15 protein-coding genes are annotated in these 18214 nt (G+C 38.2%); 9 read left to right on the plus strand and 6 right to left on the minus strand.

The annotated features are described in order from the left end of the window. Positions 1-24 precede the first annotated feature (24 nt). Together FA047_RS04245 and FA047_RS04250 are read right to left on the minus strand one after the other, a co-directional pair. Complete coding sequence (locus FA047_RS04245; protein WP_225872625.1) at positions 25-843, minus strand: NAD-dependent epimerase/dehydratase family protein; 819 nt, start codon at positions 841-843, stop codon at positions 25-27. 66 nt (positions 844-909) lie between these two features. After that, positions 910-1116 (minus strand): cold-shock protein, encoded by a 207-nt coding sequence (locus tag FA047_RS04250; protein ID WP_136834723.1) that lies wholly within the window; start codon positions 1114-1116, stop codon positions 910-912. A gap of 204 nt (positions 1117-1320) precedes the next feature. On the opposite strand from FA047_RS04250, the gene FA047_RS04255 reads away from it, so the two are divergent. From FA047_RS04255 to FA047_RS04270, 4 genes are all read left to right on the plus strand, one after another. Next, the gene (locus FA047_RS04255; protein ID WP_136834724.1) at positions 1321-1533 is read left to right on the plus strand and encodes a hypothetical protein; all 213 of its coding nucleotides are present in this window, start codon (positions 1321-1323) and stop codon (positions 1531-1533) included. Positions 1534-1587: 54 nt separating this feature from the next. Next, entirely contained in the window at positions 1588-2064 is a 477-nt protein-coding gene (locus tag FA047_RS04260; protein WP_136834725.1) for a YMGG-like glycine zipper-containing protein, read from the plus strand. Between the two features lie 192 nt (positions 2065-2256). Beyond that, entirely contained in the window at positions 2257-2646 is a 390-nt protein-coding gene (locus FA047_RS04265; protein ID WP_136834726.1) for a response regulator, read from the plus strand. Then, positions 2612-3703 carry a sugar transferase gene (locus tag FA047_RS04270; RefSeq protein ID WP_225872626.1) on the plus strand — a complete coding sequence of 364 codons (1092 nt, stop codon included), beginning with the start codon at positions 2612-2614 and terminating at the stop codon, positions 3701-3703. Before FA047_RS04265 ends, FA047_RS04270 begins: the two co-directional genes overlap by 35 nt. A gap of 122 nt (positions 3704-3825) precedes the next feature. Here the strand turns inward: FA047_RS04270 and FA047_RS04275 are convergent, their stop codons facing one another. The 4 genes from FA047_RS04275 to FA047_RS04290 all read right to left on the minus strand — a co-directional run bounded on the left by FA047_RS04275 (position 3826) and on the right by FA047_RS04290 (position 11288). Beyond that, positions 3826-5961 (minus strand): OmpA family protein, encoded by a 2136-nt coding sequence (locus FA047_RS04275; RefSeq protein ID WP_136834727.1) that lies wholly within the window; start codon positions 5959-5961, stop codon positions 3826-3828. Between the two features lie 10 nt (positions 5962-5971). Beyond that, complete coding sequence (locus FA047_RS04280) at positions 5972-6904, minus strand: PorP/SprF family type IX secretion system membrane protein (RefSeq protein WP_136834728.1); 933 nt, start codon at positions 6902-6904, stop codon at positions 5972-5974. A 1-nt stretch (position 6905) separates the two neighbouring features. Beyond that, complete coding sequence (locus tag FA047_RS04285; protein WP_136834729.1) at positions 6906-10472, minus strand: Ig-like domain-containing protein; 3567 nt, start codon at positions 10470-10472, stop codon at positions 6906-6908. 198 nt (positions 10473-10670) lie between these two features. After that, a complete protein-coding gene (locus FA047_RS04290; RefSeq protein WP_136834730.1) occupies positions 10671-11288 on the minus strand; it encodes an acyltransferase in 618 nt (205 codons plus the stop codon). An 85-nt stretch (positions 11289-11373) separates the two neighbouring features. Between FA047_RS04290 and FA047_RS04295 the strand changes: the two genes are divergently transcribed. The 5 genes from FA047_RS04295 to FA047_RS04315 all read left to right on the plus strand — a co-directional run bounded on the left by FA047_RS04295 (position 11374) and on the right by FA047_RS04315 (position 18214). Then, on the plus strand, positions 11374-12078 hold the full coding sequence (locus FA047_RS04295; protein ID WP_136834731.1) for a TolC family protein: 705 nt from the start codon (positions 11374-11376) through the stop codon (positions 12076-12078). Continuing rightward, the gene (locus tag FA047_RS04300) at positions 12078-14219 is read left to right on the plus strand and encodes a GumC family protein (RefSeq protein WP_136834732.1); all 2142 of its coding nucleotides are present in this window, start codon (positions 12078-12080) and stop codon (positions 14217-14219) included. The genes FA047_RS04295 and FA047_RS04300 overlap by 1 nt, the downstream gene beginning before the upstream one ends. Beyond that, on the plus strand, positions 14216-15397 hold the full coding sequence (locus tag FA047_RS04305; RefSeq protein ID WP_136834733.1) for a glycosyltransferase: 1182 nt from the start codon (positions 14216-14218) through the stop codon (positions 15395-15397). The genes FA047_RS04300 and FA047_RS04305 overlap by 4 nt, the downstream gene beginning before the upstream one ends. 164 nt (positions 15398-15561) lie before the next feature. Further along, positions 15562-17028, plus strand: a complete 1467-nt coding sequence (locus FA047_RS04310) for an O-antigen ligase family protein (RefSeq protein WP_136834734.1) — start codon at positions 15562-15564, stop codon at positions 17026-17028. Next, complete coding sequence (locus FA047_RS04315; RefSeq protein WP_136834735.1) at positions 17015-18214, plus strand: glycosyltransferase; 1200 nt, start codon at positions 17015-17017, stop codon at positions 18212-18214. The genes FA047_RS04310 and FA047_RS04315 overlap by 14 nt, the downstream gene beginning before the upstream one ends.

The following is an 18214-nucleotide window of genomic DNA, read 5'->3' on the forward strand; positions in this document are numbered from 1 at the left end:
AATTTAAGGGAATTAATAAATGTATTATGCTAACCAATCTGACCACTTTGAAATAGAATATTGATAATTTAAAAGTTCTGGAACATTTTGAGAATCTATAATTTTCCACTGGTTAAGTTCATTTATAAAATCCGGGATTGCCAATCCCGAATTTTCGGATGCCTTTGTGTAAAAGGATTGTTTTGATGGGTGATCCGGAATACAGGCATTATATATATATCCGAATGCTTTCAATTCAATTATTTTTAAGATCAGATTGATGCAGTCGTCAAGTATGATGAGATTTATGGGAGCAAGTCCATTCGGAATATTCGTTTTTCCTGCGAAAAATCTTCCTGGATCCCTGTCTGGGCCAATTAGTCCGGCAAACCTGATTATTGTTGTTTTAAAGTAGTTGTTGTCCTTGAGTATTGTTTCTGCTGCCAACATTGCTTTTCCGGAGGGGCTATCCGGTATTGGGGTGCTAAATTCATTCATATGTGTATTGTAATCCCCATAAACAGAAGTTGAGCTAATAAAGATGATGTTTTTTACTTTTTGTTCGGAAGCACTTATGATTTTTGTTATCTTTTTGGTGAAGCTTCCTTGTTCTGCGGTACTTCTTTTTGGAGGAATACAGATGATTAGTAAATCTGTATCGAAGAAATCACTGTCAAAATGCTCACTTTCTTCCTGAAAATCTACTATATAGGGGATTATGCCGGATTCTTTGAGTTTAAAAACTTTTTCACTCGTAGTGGTCGATCCTTTTACATTATATCTCAGCTCTACCAACTTTTTTGCAAGGGGTAATCCATACCAACCACATCCCAGGATACTTATTGTTGTATTCACGTTAATCATTTTTGTATAAAATAAAAAAGGGGCCATGCCTACGGCAAATCCCCCTTTTTAGAATTTATTGATCGATTAAAGAACTGTTACATTTGAAGCTTCAGGACCTTTTTTGCCATCGTTTAACTCAAATTCAACACTATCTCCTTCGCTCAGCTCTCTGAAAGCGTCACCTGCAATAGCAGAGAAATGTACAAAAATATCTTTTCCTCCATCTTCTGGAGTTATAAATCCAAATCCTTTTGCAGAATTAAACCACTTAACTTTTCCTGTTGTACGCATAATATTATTATATATTTCGATGTGAAAGTAGGCAATTGAATAGTAAAATCAAAATGTGTTTCTTGAAGAGAAAATATCAAATTGTTGCATTTAGGTTAAATCAGAAAACTTACAATATGTTCAGTTGTTGTTAATGTCAGTAAATGTTGAAAAATGACAAGCATAATGTCACAATAAATTAAATGCGACTAAATTGTAAAAAGAATGAAAAAGAAAAATACTAATGGTAAAGACCATCCCACTAAAGAGGATTTGTTGAATGATGAAAATAATCCGGGACTGGATGCAGATCATTCATCCTCTGGGTCAGCATCATATTCAGCATTGAATGATGATAATGATAAGATTTCAGTAAATAATGATCAGAAACAGAATACCGAAGCGCATGAAGATTATACATCGCTTGAGGGCAAATAATCTTTTGGCACTATTTTTTCTATACATAGTGTGTCAAACTTAAATTCTAAGATTATGAAATATGTATTTTCAATATTAGCAGTTGTTATCGGTTTATCTGCTTGTAATAATAGTTCAAAAGAACAAGAGCTAATGAAACAGCAAGCTGTTGCAGCTGTAAAAGATAGTCTGAAACTAGATAGTTTTAAAAGAGCTGAAGCGGCTCAAAAAGCAGTTTTTGTACAACAACAGGAGAAGGAACGTATAGCTACGCAGGTTAGGGAGGAGAAACGAACTTTACTGCTTTCTGAGAAAAATGACGCAGCTCCGGCTCCGAGACAATACAGTGAAACCCAGACTAAGAAAAAAGGATGGAGTTCTGCCGCTAAAGGTGCAGTGATTGGTGCGGGAGCAGGTGCTTTAGGAGGCGTACTAGTAGATAAAAAGGATGGAAGGGGAGCGATAATAGGTGGAGTTGTTGGTGCAGGAGCGGGTTATTTGATTGGAAGAGATAAAGACAAAAAATCAGGTCGTGTACAATCGAATAATTAACCAGTGTATTGTAAATTAACAACTCAATGTTAATAAAATGCAGTTATATCTTATGTCTATAATTTATAACTGCATTTTTTATAACTTATATACCCATTTTTTTAATTATTAAAATTGATTTAAAACTAATTCTACAAAATTTCGTATGTTCGTTATGACTATTAGTAATACCCTTTTATTCACAATACAAAAATGACTAAGAAACAGATTTTAATAGTTGATGATGAAGTCAGTATACTTAAATTGTTAAATTTTGTTCTGTCTAATGAATACCAGTTAGTCATAAAAACCAGCGGCGTAGAGGCTCTGAGTTGGCTGGAAGAGGGGAATTCTCCATCATTGATCATTTCGGATCTTGAAATGCCATATTTTGATGGAAGTTCATTCATTTATAATCTAAAAATAAGTGGTTTCTACAGGGACACGCCAGTAATTATTTTGTCAGGTGCCGCTAATTTGGCAGAAAGGGTATCGCAAATGCCTTTCCAATTGGATGATTTTATTCCAAAACCTTTTAATCCAACGCAACTAAAAGAAGCAATTAGCAATGTATTCAGGAAATATGATTCAGTCGGAAGTTAATTCAAATACAAAAAATAAATCAATATCATTATTATATTCTGCACAGTCGTTTGCTTCTGACCTGCTGCCTGAATTGGAAAAAAACTTTGTTTTGCATTCTGAATCAAACATTGAAGATCTGGATAGTTATATTAAGGAGCAATCCATTTATACTTTGCCTGATGTTATCTTGCTGGAAGTTGATGAGCGCCAGGAATGTTTTGATTATGTTGCTAAGCTAAAAAATAATGTCCTATTAAAAGGGCTGGTCATTATATTACTGGCCAAACAGAAAGACGCTAAGGTTAGGGAAAAGGCCATGAAACATAAAGTAAATGATCTTTATATAGCTCCTGTTCCGGTAAATGATCTTTGTGAACGGATATTTTTTTTAGTGAAATTTAAGCTCATCAAACCTCAGTTGTCTGATCTTTCCAACGTTAACTTCACCTATAAGATTCCTTTATTTAAACGATTGTTTGATATTGTTGCTTCAGGCATGGCCTTGCTTATTCTTTTACCATTCTTTATTGTTGTTGCATTGATTATTGCTTTCGAATCTAAAGGCCCGGTAATATTTAGAAGTAAGCGAGTGGGTACCGGTTATAAAATATTTGATTTCTATAAGTTCCGTTCCATGCGTGTAGGTGCCAGTGAAGAGCTTACAAAGCTCTCAGATTTGAATCAATATGATAAGTCAGAAACTGGAACCACTACTTTTGTGAAATTAAAGAATGATCCTAGAGTTACAAAATTTGGAAGCTTTATAAGAACTTTTAGTATCGATGAACTGCCTCAGCTTTTTAATGTATTTATTGGTGATATGTCACTTGTAGGCAACAGACCATTACCTCTTTATGAAGCGGAGATGTTAACGTCCAATGAATGGACAATGCGTTTTTTGGGGCCGGCCGGACTTACTGGACTATGGCAGGTAAGTAGAAGAGGAAAAGCAGATATGTCTGAAAGGGAACGTAAGAAGCTTGATAATTTCTACGCTCAAAATCATTCGTTTTGGTTAGATCTTAAGATTTTGCTTAAAACTTTGCCAGCTGCTGTTCAAAAAGAAAAAGTATAGTGATTGAAAATCTCCTGTGAATAGCCGGAGGATAAACAAATTAAAAATGGTTGATCATTACTAATGATCAGCCATTTTTATTTATCGGAAGGTCAACTTATTTCAGGGGAAATTGACTGCTGCTATTTGTCATTGCAGTTTTGTCTTGTAATGTTAACTCCATTCAGGATAACATCAAATTCGGTTCTTCTGTTCAGTTGCTGATCTTCTTCGGAACAAGGAACTCCGTCGAAACATCTGTTGACCAGTCTTGTTTTTCCATAGTATTCTATCTTGATCCGGTTTGCCGAAATTCCTTTGGATGCCAGGTATGCTTTGGCTGAAGCTCCGCGATTAAGTGAAAGCCTTCTGTTATACGCTTCGGATGCTCTGCTGTCACAGTGGCTTGAAGTAATGATAGTAATCTCAGGATATTTTTTCATCAGTGCCGCAAGCTCATCAAGAGCTGGGCGTGCATCAGGCCTTACTTCGTAACGGTCTAAGTCGTAATAGATGTTCTGAACCGCAAAGACTTTCTTTAGAGAATCACAATTGTTAAGTACATATTGCTGCGCAGTTTCTGCTTTGCTTAGTCGGATATCCATTTTAATTACAGAATCCTGTTCTATTCCAAGGGAAGTTACAAAACCAATAGAATTCACATATCCAAGTTTCTGTGCTGTGGTCTCATAATCCGTTTCTCTTGGCATTTGCCTTCTGAATTCTCCTTTAGCATTTGTTCTGATGGTATCTGTACCGTCTAAATGGTGCATAAGTAATCTGCTGCCTGCCAATGGAAGCCTCGTTCTGGCGTCAGTAATGGTGCCTTCAAGTAGTATGCGGTAGGTAGCTCTTGAAAAACTGTAAATGTCATCATTGCCCCTTCTATTTGAGCTAAAGAAACCGCTCTTTCCATCAACAGCTTTTATGAGTCCAAAGTCATCTGTAGAAGAATTTATGGGAACACCCATATTCTTAGGGGCAGAGAGCGGTTTCATTTCTTTAAGTTGTACCTCAAATAGATCCAAACCACCTAGTCCGGCATGCCCTGTGGACGAGAAATAAAGGGTATTGTCGGCGTCGAAAAAAGGAAACATTTCGTTACCCTCTGTATTTATTTTCTTTCCAAGATTTACTGGACGGGTCCACTGACCATTTCCTGAGCGTACACAGTAATATAAATCTGTTCCTCCGGATCCTCCCGGCATGTCTGAAGCGAAAATGAGTATTGTGCCGTCTTTACTCAATGTAGGGTGTCCTACCGAATAGTCGTTATTGTTCCAGGGAAATGGAGTGATTTTATTAAGGTTTTCACCTGATGCGGTAAACATCTTCAATTTATTGATGCCTTCTTTACTGGTCTGGGCTGCGCCGTTATAATAGTTATTTCTAGTAAAAATGATAGAGCCGTCAGGGAAAACTGCAGGGGAACCTTCGTGATATTTGGTATTGATACTGCCATTTATGGGTAATATTTTGATTCCTTTCGATAGCATTATGGATAACGTATCCCTTTCCAGAAGCGGGGCATATTGTCCAAGCGTTTTGGTATCGTTGCTCGTAGGCGCGGTATCATCGTCATTGAACTTATATTTTTGTTCTGCGCTATTTTGTGCATTGGCAATTAAGCTATCCGGATCAATATTTTTAATATGCTTTAGCTTCTCTACCCTGTAGATATTTGTAAATGGCGTGTTATCCCAGCCAAATACGGATTTAGTTATTCCGGAGATCTTTCTGTTACTGCTGAATATTAACCCTTCTTTGTAGTAAGCGGGAGAATAATCCGAACCTAGGCTATTTAAATTTGTAAAGGATACTTTCCAGTTTTCTGTGTTTTTGTTGAAATTATCCGGCTTACTGGCAGCAAATGATGTACCTCGTTTATCTTCAGGGACCAGGGTAGTATATTTTCTATACCATCCTTCAGATTTTTCATACTGTTGCTTATTTGCTAAAGCCTCTGCATAGTAAAGTGCCCATTTTGCATTTAAGGTCTTTTGTTTGCTCAATTTCTCGTACCAGTTTAACGCCTCGTCGTAATTCTTTGTCATCCTGTAGCTGTAGGCAATCATTTCCAGGGCTTTTACATTTGTTGAATCTTTTTCAAGTACCCTTAAAAGTTGTGGGATTGCAGAAATATATTTTAAAGCATTAAACTCAACGGCAGCCTTTTTCAACATTCGGTCTTCTTTTTCAGACTGCGATTTTACCTGCAGGGACAATGTGCAGAGCAGAACAAATATTATAAACGTTACTTTATGTATGTTTTGTTTCATAATTTAATTATCAGAAATACCTTGGTGATAAAATTTTGCCCTTTTCAAAACCGAACTCATACCTCAGCATGATCTCATGACTTCCGGAATTAAAGTTGCCTAGGGCTGTTGTGCTGCGATCGTAACTATATCCAATTCGGATCTGAGGAGTAGCCTGTAGTTCAATCAATGCCGCTATATCTGCGCTGGTCCTGTATTGTCCACCGATGCTGATCTTATCCTTTATCCATAGAGAAGCATTGATGTCTGCCTCTAATGGAGCCCCTTTAACTCCTTTAAAAAGGACAGAAGGTTTGAGTTTAAAATCTTCAGATAGTGGAAAAACATAGCCTGTAGCCAAAAATACATGCAAGGCCTGTTTACTCCCCATATTAATGTTATTACTGCTATAGGAAGTGATCTTATTAGGCATCAGGTCCATTGCAGACAGGCCGATGTAGAATTTATCGGAGTTATAATAAACTCCGGTTCCGACATTAAAAAGAAACTTATTTACATTTTCAGCAAAAGCCGGATCATAGCCGGGAGTGCTGCTCAGCGGTACTTCGGTAAAATTAGCCCGGTATTGGCTAAAATTGCCCTGAATTCCAAAGCTCAAAGATCCTTTATCCATTCTGATCCGATAGGCGGTGCTAAGTACTGCACCGTTTGTTTGCGTAATTCCAAGTTTGTCCGTGAATAGCTGAATGCCGACGCCAAGTTTTTTATTCAGCATTGGTGCATCCATAGTTAAGGTACCTGTTTTGGGCGCACCGTCAATGCCTGTCCATTGATTCCTGAACAATGCAGTAGCAGACGTTACATTTCGGCTTCCGGCATATGCTGGGTTAATGGCAAGCGTATTGAACATATATTGGGTATACATCGCATCCTGTTGTGCTTTTACATCATTGTAAAACAACATTAAATAGGAGAGTAGTATAATTCCTGTTATCCTTTTCATATTATCTGTTAATTGTTATGTATCCCACACGTTTGTCTTTATTGTCAACCTTGATGATATAGTAATATGTACCTGCCGGTACATCGTCACCTATGTGGATACCTTCAGTAGTTTTTCCTGCCCAGTTGTTTTCGTATTTAGAAGATCTGTAGATGCGATTTCCCCATCTGTTGTATACTTCCAGCGATATTTGTTTACCTAGTGTATTCTCAATTACGAAGAAATCGTTAATGCCATCATTATTAGGAGAGAATCCACCAGGAATAAAGATATCACTTCTTACAAGGTTTACAGGGGTAGGGTCATTGGGTGAAAAGTCTCCTGCAACAAGAGGGTCAGGGTTTTCTGCATCAGTGGATACATCCGTAGTTCGGGTTGTTCCATCATTTGCAGAATATCCTTCTACTATAGCTGTATTCAGGAAAACTCCCTCAGTCAGATTTAAAAACACTTTAATTTCTAATGTTACTGATTCTTTGGATTTTTGCCGGATAGCGCTAGATGATGATAATAGATCTTTTACCGACTTTCCGTCGTAATTAGGGTTAACAGTTAAGGTACCTGTAGCAGACAATCCGACTTTTGTGATTGTCGCATCTTTGAAAGTAATACCAAGATCATCTGTCAGACTTAGTTTTTCCACTACATAATCGCCTGCATTTACAAGAGTGAACTTGTAGGTAATGTTAAAACTTCCATCAATATTTTTCTTCAGAGAAGTCATTTTCTTAGCCAATCCGATTTTCACCTGCAAGCTTATCGTGACCGTAATTTTGCCGGGTGTTGATTCATTTCCAAATTCATCTCTGATCACATAAGTAAAATCATCAGGTCCGCTGTAATTAGGATCTGGAGTATACCTGATTTCTCCGGTGATTGGGTCAACTGTAATCGTACCATGTTCAGGTTGTTCTTTAATGATCACTGTACCTCCGGGAGGTACGGGTACGGTGATAAGGATCGGTTTATCGGACGGTGTTCCCACTGTTACATCTGGCGCGACAGGCTGTGGCGAAATAGTTACGTTTACGGTAATCGGATCTGAACTCAGTCCATCCGCAGTTCTTAATAGATAAGTGAAAGTATCCGAACCTGAGTAACCCGTAACTGGGGTATAAACTACATTGTTGCCTGCATCTACCGTATAGGTGCCGTGCAAAGGATTGGCTACCGGAACAACAGTGGTTCCTGTCTTGCTCAGGTCATTGTTTTTTACAACGATGGTAACAGGACGGTTAAACGGTGTAACCACATTGTCTGCTGAGCCTACTGGTCTTACATTTAGAGACACCAGGATGGGATCAGAATCTAATCCGTCTGCAGTTCTTAAAATATAACTATAAGCGTCTTTACCGGAATATCCAGCATTGGGCGTATATACAATGCTTTCCCCATTTATGGCGACACTCCCATTGGAAGGGCTATTATTAATGAGTATAACTGTTCCATTTTTGCTGAGGTCATTGTCCTTGACAGGAGTGGTCACCGGGATATTAGTCAACGTTGATCCATTGTCTGGTGTACCTACAGGTTTTACGTTCACAGTAACCTGAATAGGGTCAGAATCAACACCGTTATTTCTCAGTTTATAAGTGAAAGTGTCTTTACCACTAAATCCCGGATTCGGCGTGTAAGTAACAGTTCCGGCTGGGTTAATCACATAAGTTCCATTGGCAGGTTCTGTGTTTCTGATTACAGAAGAACCTGATTTACCCGGATCATTGTCAATTACCGGAATGGTAACAGCAACATTAGTTAGGGTAGAGGCAACGTCATTTACCCCTGCTGGTTTAACATTTACAGCTAAGGTTACTGTCGCAATATTTGATTCAGCGCCATAAATATCCTTGATGGTGTAAGTAAAAGTATCATTTCCGGAAAAGCCATTGTTTGGCGTATAGGTCACAGCCCCGGTGGAATTGTTAATCGATAAAGAACCATTAGTAGGGCCCGACTTGACAGAGATACTCCCTTTGTTTATCGTCGCGTTTGTTTCCGCATCGGTGTCATTGTCGATAATGGCAATTGAAACCGGAGTGTTTAAAGGAGTATTGATAATGTCGTTATTAGCTACCGGGGGATGATTAACTGTAATTTGTACATCGTCAAAAACCGGGCAGCCACCTGGAGAAGTTACTGTCCACCTGAAGGTATATATTCCTCCGGTTAAATTGCTTACAATGGAATTGTAAAACAAAGTGCTGGCAAATTGAGCGGTATTAGGTCCTGATATTTGCGTCCACAAACCTGAATTAGCTCCCGGATTGCTTCCCTGAAGCATATAATTTCCTGTTGGCGTGGTAATCGTAACCAGTTGATCACTTCCAGCACTTGTCCCCGTGGGAGGTGCGGAATAGTTTAACGTAATAGAGCCTGTAGAAGAAATAGCGCCGTCAGTATCTCTGAAGGTATAAGGGGTTGTTGCTGTTCCTATAAACCCTGGTTCTGGAACAAATTGTACGATTCCCGATGTATTTACTGAAAAAGTGCCTTTTCCTGCAAGCGTCAAAGTATTCTGGATTCCCGCAGTTGACGGGTCCAGGTCTACAGAAGCTTTATTGATGGTTGTGTTTAGACCCGAAGTATTATCGTTGGCTGTAACATCAATACTTGCAGTATTACCCAGACAGATGTTCTGAATGTCGGGGTTTGCAAGTGGCAGGGGATTATAAAGATCGATAGCAACATTTCGAATCTCATGGAAGTTGGTTTGGTCGCCCGTAGAAGAAGCAAAACCATACCTTAAGTTTGCTGGAGCTACATCGGGATAGTAGTAATTGTCTATGATTACATAAGATACCTGCGGAGTTCCTCCTTTGGTTATTCTTACGTTAATATTATATCCGCCTGCAGGATTTGGGATCAGCTCCATAGCTACTTTACGATACCCTGACTGTGTAGGGTCAGTTTCCCGCTTAGTCCCATCCCCAACCAGGGAAACTCCTTTAAGATCGGTTTGTTGAGAAATTAAAAACCTATAATTATCCGGTGTCAGGCTATTGCCATCACCTCTGCCTCTTAGGGTAATAGATCCCGGAACTTGAGTAGTACCACCTTGTCTACCTTCGTTTGGGTTAGAAAAATTTCCAAACTCATCTAATCCGATAGCAAGATATCCTTTACTTACTCCCGGAGATATTGGAGTAGTGGTGGTGATCTGGGCATAACCTAGCGAGCCACCAAATCCGCCAATGTTGAACGGGCTGGCAGTAGCATCAAAAAGGAAAAAACTGATACCGTCAGCTCCTGTTCCTCCATATATATAATACTCAAATTCAACCTTTAAACCATTGCTTGATGGAAAGTTTGATGCACTGTATGCATAGCCTTTTTGATCCTGGGAAGCATTGGTGAGGCGCAGGAAACCAGATCCATTTGGGTCTATTGGTGTACCTCCGGCAGATGAACTTCCTGAAGCGGTCAGAAATGCAGAAGGCGTACCACCAAAACTAATACCACTTGCTGTTGAGTTACGGAAACTTTCATTATAGGGAAACTGGGCGTAGCTTTCGACCGTAAAAAGTAATAGTGTTAAGAAATACAATAGTATTTGTAATGGTTTTGTCATGTATCTATAAATTATAATTCTTCCTGGTTAAATAGGTCAAATATAAAGCCATAAAGAGCTATTAAGCTAAAGTTTAATTAATGACAAATTTAAATACTATAAACCAGTATTTTATGGATTAAGTTATTATATATTCTTTATCGTAAGAACTTTATCGTAGAGAAAAATCCCATTTTTGGAAAAATACTCCACAATTAATTACGGCTTTTCCCAATTCCCGGATTCAGGATTGTAAAGTTTAATTATTCTGGCAGGATTGCCAGCTACGACGGAATATGGAGGAATACTTTTAGTGACAATCGACCCTGCGGCTACAACCGAGTGTTTTCCAATGGTGATTCCGGCTGTAATTACGGCATTTGCACCTATCCAGCATTCATTTTCAATAGTAATTAAGGCAGTAGATACCGGTTGCTTCAGTATTGGAAGGTTAATGTTTTGATACTCATGGTTTAATCCGCTCATTACCACGTTTTGCGCGATAATAACATCATCTCCTATTGAAACAGGACCGATGACAACATTTCCCATTCCTATCAATGTATTGTCGCCGATGGTCACAGCGCCTACTCCGTTGTTGATCGTGGTAAAGTCTTCTATCACAGCGTTTCTGCCCAGCATAAATTCATTGAATGGCAGCACATCCATTCTGGTACTCCACCTGATTTTACTTCCTTTTTTTCGCTTATGAAAAAACGGATTAACAAACCAGGAAACCCATAATCTCGGCCTCGCTTCATTAGTTGGAATCAGCAGCCAATGAATTATTTTCTTTATTTTAGGGTTGTTTTTGGCAAATTGAAGAACTGATTTCATGACTTCCGACGTATATTGATAATGTGGTACAATATTAGCATATTTTGTACAAGAACTATATATTTGAATTTTACTATATTTATTTATGAATAATAACAAGTCTTCTCTATTAAGTTTCTTGATATTTTTACTGAGTATTACTCAATTAACATCTGCAACTGCCCAGGAGAGTGTCTTGAGTGAAGTTTCAAATCTTTATTTAGAAAAGCTCATTGCGGCTGCGAAGGCTAATTATCCCCGAGTAAGAAATTTTGACAGTCAGATTAATATTGCAAAAAGTGATGTGACTGCAGCTAAAATATCATGGCTTGACCCATTCTCTTTTCAATACGTCACCAGATCTGACAATTCTGCAAACACAGTATTACCAAATGTAAGAACGTCCGATTTTTTAACAGGTTATCAGGTTGGTATTACTTTTAATCCTGGCCAGTTCCTTGCTAAGCCCAGTGCGGTTAGAAAAGCGAAGGAGCAGGTTAAATTAGCAGAATCCAATCAGGCAGAGTATTTTCTTCAGCTGGAATCGCTTGTTAAGTCAAGATACTTCCTCTATGTTCAATACCAGAAATCGTTGCTCCCTGTAACTAATGCGTATAATGATGCTGAAAGTAGTTTTAAGTCTATTAAGACGAAATATCAAAAAGGGGAGGCGACTTTTCTTGAATTTAATAGTGCATCAACAGCATTGAATCAGGCAATCCAGACTAAGTTACAAGTTGAGGCAAGTTATTTGAGTGCTAAAGCTTCTTTAGAAGAATTAACAGTGATAAGGTTAGAGAATATAAAATAATGAATGAAGTCAATAAATATTTAAGCTTTTTAAGAAAGTACAGATTTACGGTAATTGTTGTACCAGTTATTGTAATCATCATTACTTTTTTTCTCGTCCGTAATCTGCCTACTTCTTATGTCTCACAGGCACAGATTACCTCCGGAATTGTAGATGAAACCCAACAACAATCTGCGCTTATTGAGGCTGTGCAGGGAGATCAGGTGAGACAGCAGTTTAGTAACCTGATCGAGATGATGAAATTAAAGAGGGTAGTGGATCAGGTATCTTACCAGCTCATCATTCATGACCTTACAACAACGGATCCTTTTAAACCAAGAAGTAAACTATTTGCTAGCCTCAATAAAGCTGCTAAAGAACATGCTTTAAAAGTATACATGGAAAAGTATGCAAACGCTGAGAGTCTGAATCTTTCAAATCCTGACCAGAACGGTTTATTCCTTGTATTAAAATCTATGAGGTATGACGCTGAATCTATTAAGGAAAAACTACTGATATACCGTTCCGGGGATAGTGATTTTATCATGGTACAGTTCGAATCGGAAAGTCCTGAGCTGTCTGCCTTTGTCGTAAATAGTTTGTCATCCGAGTTTATAAAAAATTATACTTCTGTTTTAAGAAACAATCAGGTTAAAGCACATAACTTTTTGCGCGATTTGCTGAAAGAGAAAAGTGATACCCTTGCTGATAAAATGGCTGCGTTGAGGAACTATAAGATTAAAAACAGGGTTCTGAATCTTACAGAACAGTCCAAGCAATTGTACGAAAGGATTTTGGAATATGATGCCAAGAAACAGGAAGCAATAGAAAAGACAGCCTCGTATGCAGGAGCTTTAAGTGAAATTGACAGGAAGTTTGATCCGAAGGAGAGAAAATACATTGAGTCGACACTCTCTAAAGTGAACCAGTCAATCGTAAATACAAGAGATGAACTGAATTCTGTATATAACCTGTATATCAGTAATGATCTTGATGAAAAATATAAACACGCATATGATTCATTAAGGAATAAATTGAATAGCGAAATAGACAGATCTTCTGATCAGTACATTACAAATCCACTGAATACCAAACAGGAATTGATCACTCAAAAACTAAACCTGGAGATCCAGATGGATCTTTCCAGATACAGCATCAATTCCCTGGAGAATAAAATCAATTCATTGAATGGTCAGTTTGATAAGCTGGTGCCTAGTGAAGCTGATGTGCAGACTTTGGAGTTAAACGTCGATATTGCCAGTAAAGAATACATGGATATATTGAACAGATATAACCAAAGCAGCCTGGAATCTTCATTCTCAGCAAAAATGGATGTTGTGCAGCCCGGAACCCCCGGTATGGCGCAACCCTCAAAAAAGATGCTGCTGGTTATACTTAGCGGGATCATCAGTTTTGTATTTTGTCTGCTGGTCATATTTATCATTTATTTCTTCGATACAAGTGTGGTTTCTGCCAAAGAACTTGCCGACCAAACAGGAATTCCTGTGTTTGGAAATGTCAATTACTTAAATATGCCTTCGCTGGATATTAAGGAAATCTGGCAAAAAAATAATCTCCCGACTCCTTTACAGGAACTGAAAAATGAACTGCGATCATTGAGATATGAGATAGAGAAGGAATTAAAAGGTAAGGTATTGCTGGTAAACAGTCTGCGTGCCGGAGAAGGAAAGTCTTTTATCACCATGAGCGTGGCTTTTGCCTGGGTGATGATGAATAAAAAAGTACTGGTGATTGATGGAAATTTTAATCATTCTAATACAAATACCAATGGATCTGCCTTTTTAGAAGACATTATAAGTGGTTCTGGTTCTTTGCAGTTGTCACCCGATGAGGCTTCTTTAAAAGTTTTAAAGAACAAAGGTGGTAATTCCTCCATTCTTGAGTTGGCAGATAAAGCGACTGTTATTGCTAAGCTAAATGAGCTTAAGCAGCTTTTTGATGTTGTTATTATTGAAACACCAGCTTTAGGGTCTATCAACCAGGCTAAAGAATGGATGCTTTTTGCAGATGGTATTGTTTCGGTATTTGAATCAGGCTATCAAATAGGCGAAACAGAAAAAGAACAGATCAACTACCTGAAACAAACGGGAATATTTATGGGGTGGATTATGAACAAGGTCGTTTCCAAAAAAACAATATGATATTATACAATTATTTATGGATTGCGTTGCAGCTTTTGATAGGCTTTAATCTTGTCTTTCCTTTTTTTTTGTATGTTCTTTGGAAAATAAGGTTGATTTTTCAAAAAAGACAACCTGAAGTACCGCTTACAGAACAGGCAGATTATGCCATTATTGTCACTGCGTATCAGCAGACAGATATGCTTCCTTATGTTGTCTCTTCTATACTGAAACTTAATTATTCAAATTATCTGATTTATGTGGTGGCCGATAATTGTGATGTTAGCGGCCTTGATTTTAATGATGAAAGGGTAGTTTTACTGAGACCTCCTGAAACATTGGCAAGTAATACAAGATCTCATTTCTATGCCATCAATCATTTTCATCGCCCTCATGAAAGACTGACTATAATCGATAGTGATAACCTTGTTGAACCAGAATACTTAAATGAATTGAATCATTTGTTTAACAAGGGCTTTAAGGCTGTACAGGGCGTCAGAAAAGCTAAAAATCTTGATTCTACATTTTCTTGTCTCGACGCTGCCAGGGATATTTATTATCATTTTTATGATGGTAAGGTTCTTTTTGAACTGCAGTCGTCGGCTACGCTGTCGGGTTCCGGGATGGCATTTACTACAGCTTTATATAAAGAATGCCTTGAACATCTGGATATAACCGGTGCAGGGTTTGACAAAGTGCTTCAGGCCGAAATACTTAAACGTAATTATCGTATTGCCTTTACTGAAGATGCTGTAGTTTATGACGAGAAGACATCAAGATCTGATCAGCTGGTAAAACAAAGGGCGAGGTGGATCAATACCTGGTTTAAGTATTTTAAATACGGTTTTACGATCCTGGGCACAGGACTTCAGCGTATGAGCATCAATCAGATTTTATTTGGGATAGTTTTACTGAGGCCACCCTTGTTTATGTTTATTTTAGCCTCCGGACTTTTCTTATTGATCAATATTTTTATTTCCTTAACCGGAGTTTTGATATGGGCTGGCGCATTTTTCCTTTTTGCACTCGGCTTTTATATCGCTCTGTTGCATTCAAATGCTGATTCCAGAATATATAAGTCTTTAATAAATATTCCGAAGTTCATTTATTTTCAATTGATTTCCCTGCTTAAAAGCAGAAACGCAAATAAAACTTCAATAGCGACTACTCACTATCACGGTCCTGTAAATGATAATTAGTGATTTTATTATGAGAACAGATCCTTACAGACAAAATGAAGAAGATATTGCACGGAGCAAAAGACTATTTGATAGACTAAGCTATACTGCGGCTATTATAGTGGCTGGGATCTCCGTTTACTATTTTTTTATAAAATTAGTTTTTTTATAACAGGAGTGGTTTGATGGAAGCAAGTTCAAAACTGTCTTTGATAGATAAAATTACACCGGTAAGGCTCCTGATAGCATTATCTTTAGTATCAGTATTCTGTTTATTAGGAACCTGGTACCTCGGGATGAATTTTATCCTTATGGCCATTATCGTTGTCATAGGCATCCCTTTCTCAATAGCAATCGTCGTGTATCCAAAATTTGGCGTGCTTGTGCTCCTGGTCTCCGCATACCTGATCATGTGGGTCATGAGGTTTAATTTCGACTTTCCCCTCGGTACGCTCATGGATGGCTTGGAATTGCTGTTAATTATTGGATTCTTTATCCACCAGAAAATCCATCGCGACTGGGCAATTCTAAAAAATCCTATCACTTTTATGATCCTGATCTGGATAGGATATAATATTTTGCAGGCATTTAATCCGGTAGCAGAATCTAAGCTGGCCTGGTTATATACCATCAGATCTGTAGCCATAGTAATGCTTACCTATTTCATATTTATGGTTCAGATCAAGTCTGTAGCATTCATCAGGCTGATATTCAAGGTATGGATAGGACTGTCACTCTTTGCAGCCTTATATGCATTCAAACAGGAGTATTTTGGTTTTTTTGCTTTTGAAGAACGAAGTCTTGATAGCCCGCTGATGCGTGAACTTTTATTCATAGGCGGTCACTGGCGCAAGTTCTCGATATTTTCCGATCCTGTAGCTTTTTCTTACAATATGGTTGTAAGTGCCATTCTTTGTCTCGTTCTGGTGCTTAGTGTCAAAAAAACCTATAAAAAAGCCATTTTGATTTTTCTGGTAGGGTTCTTTTTATTGAATATGCTCTATTCAGGTACACGTGGTGCCAACCCGCTGTTTCCGGCAGCTGTATTTATGCTGGCTATATTAAAGTTCAATTACAAAGTGCTTGGGTTTTCGTTGCTCGGACTTGTTTTTCTTGTTTTTCTGATATTTATGCCTAGTTCTAATCAGAATATTTTAAGGTTTCAGTCTGCATTCCGACCGTCAGATGATGCGTCATTTAACGTGAGGAAAATTAACCAGAAAAGAATTCAGCCATTTATTCAGCAGCATCCGTTTGGCGGCGGACTCGGTGCAACCGGTACATGGGGTGTAAGGTTTGCTCCAAATTCATACCTGGCTCATTTCCCACCTGATAGTGGTTATGTGAGGGTTGCAGTAGAATTGGGCTATGTCGGATTATTTATTTTTTGTACACTCATCTTTATCATATTGAGAACAGGTATTAGAAATTACTTTACGATAAAGGATCCTGAGCTCAAGAACTATTGTTTGGCTATGGTATTAATAGTGTTTGCTCTGGGTATAGGAAACTACCCTCAGGAGGCCCTGGTCCAGTTTCCGGTAAGTGTTTATTTTTACCTCATTGTTGCGCTCATAAACATCACACTGATTCTGGATAAGCAAAAGGAAAAGTCAAAATTATTAGCAGAGAACTCAAATGGAATTCATTAGCGGAAGGGATATTGTTATTGTAGGATTGCAGCCCTGGGATACTGAAATAGGCAGCAACTGTAAGAATATTGCTGTAGAATTCAGTAAGCACAATAGGGTATTGTACGTAAATTCTCCGTTAGACAGGATTACAACTTTGCGCAATAAAGAAGATAAAAACGTCCGGAAGAGATTAGAAATTTTAAAAGGAAACCAAAGCAATCTGGAAGAGATACAGGAGAATCTTTGGGTATATTATCCTGATGTAATCATAGAGTCCATCAACTGGATTAAAATCGACCTGCTATTTGACATCCTGAATAAAAGGAACAACAGAAAGATTTCAGCAGCTATTGAAAGGGCCATGCGCAAGCTTGAATTCAAGGATGTGATCCTATTCAATGACAATGACATCTTCAGAAGTTTTTATTTAAAAGATTATCTGAAACCTTCAGTGAGCGTTTACTACTCCAGAGACTATTTGCTCGGTGTGGATTATTGGAAGCATCATGGCAAGCGTCTGGAGCCTGAGCTTATGGCTAAAAGTGATATTTGTGTAGCCAACTCCAATTACCTAGTTGGTTTGTGCAGGAAGTTTAACCCGAACTCGTACTATGTAGGACAGGGATGTGAGGTGGAATTGTTTCTCCATGCAAATGATTTACCTATCCCACATGATGTTGAGGCGATTCAAGGGCCAAGGATTGGATATGTCGGTGCGCTCCAGTCACTGAGACTTGATTTGGAAGTGATCAGATTTATGGCAAAGGAAAGGCCAGGCTATCAAATTGTTCTTGTCGGTCCCGAAGATGATGAGTTTAAAAGCAGTGATCTGCATCAATTGACTAATGTTCATTTCCTGGGATCAAAAAAGCCTGATGAACTTCCAGGCTATATAAATGCTTTTGATGTCTGCATTAATCCTCAGCTGGTTAACGAGGTAACAATAGGAAATTATCCAAGGAAAATCGACGAATATCTTGCTGTTGGAAAACCAACTGTGGCTACCAAAACTGAAAGTATGCAGGTCTTTGCAGACTATGTTTACCTTGCAGAGAATAAACACCAGTACCTGGAATTGATCGACAAGGCAATTAATTCCAACAATGAATCACTTGTCAGCGAAAGGAAAGCTTTTGCTTCAGGACACACCTGGGAAGCTAGTGTAGAGTTAATTTATAGTGCAATTGATGATAGCTTAAAATAA

It is taken from the genome of Pedobacter frigoris, from assembly GCF_005116445.1.
GTDB classification, from domain to species: domain Bacteria; phylum Bacteroidota; class Bacteroidia; order Sphingobacteriales; family Sphingobacteriaceae; genus Pedobacter; species Pedobacter frigoris.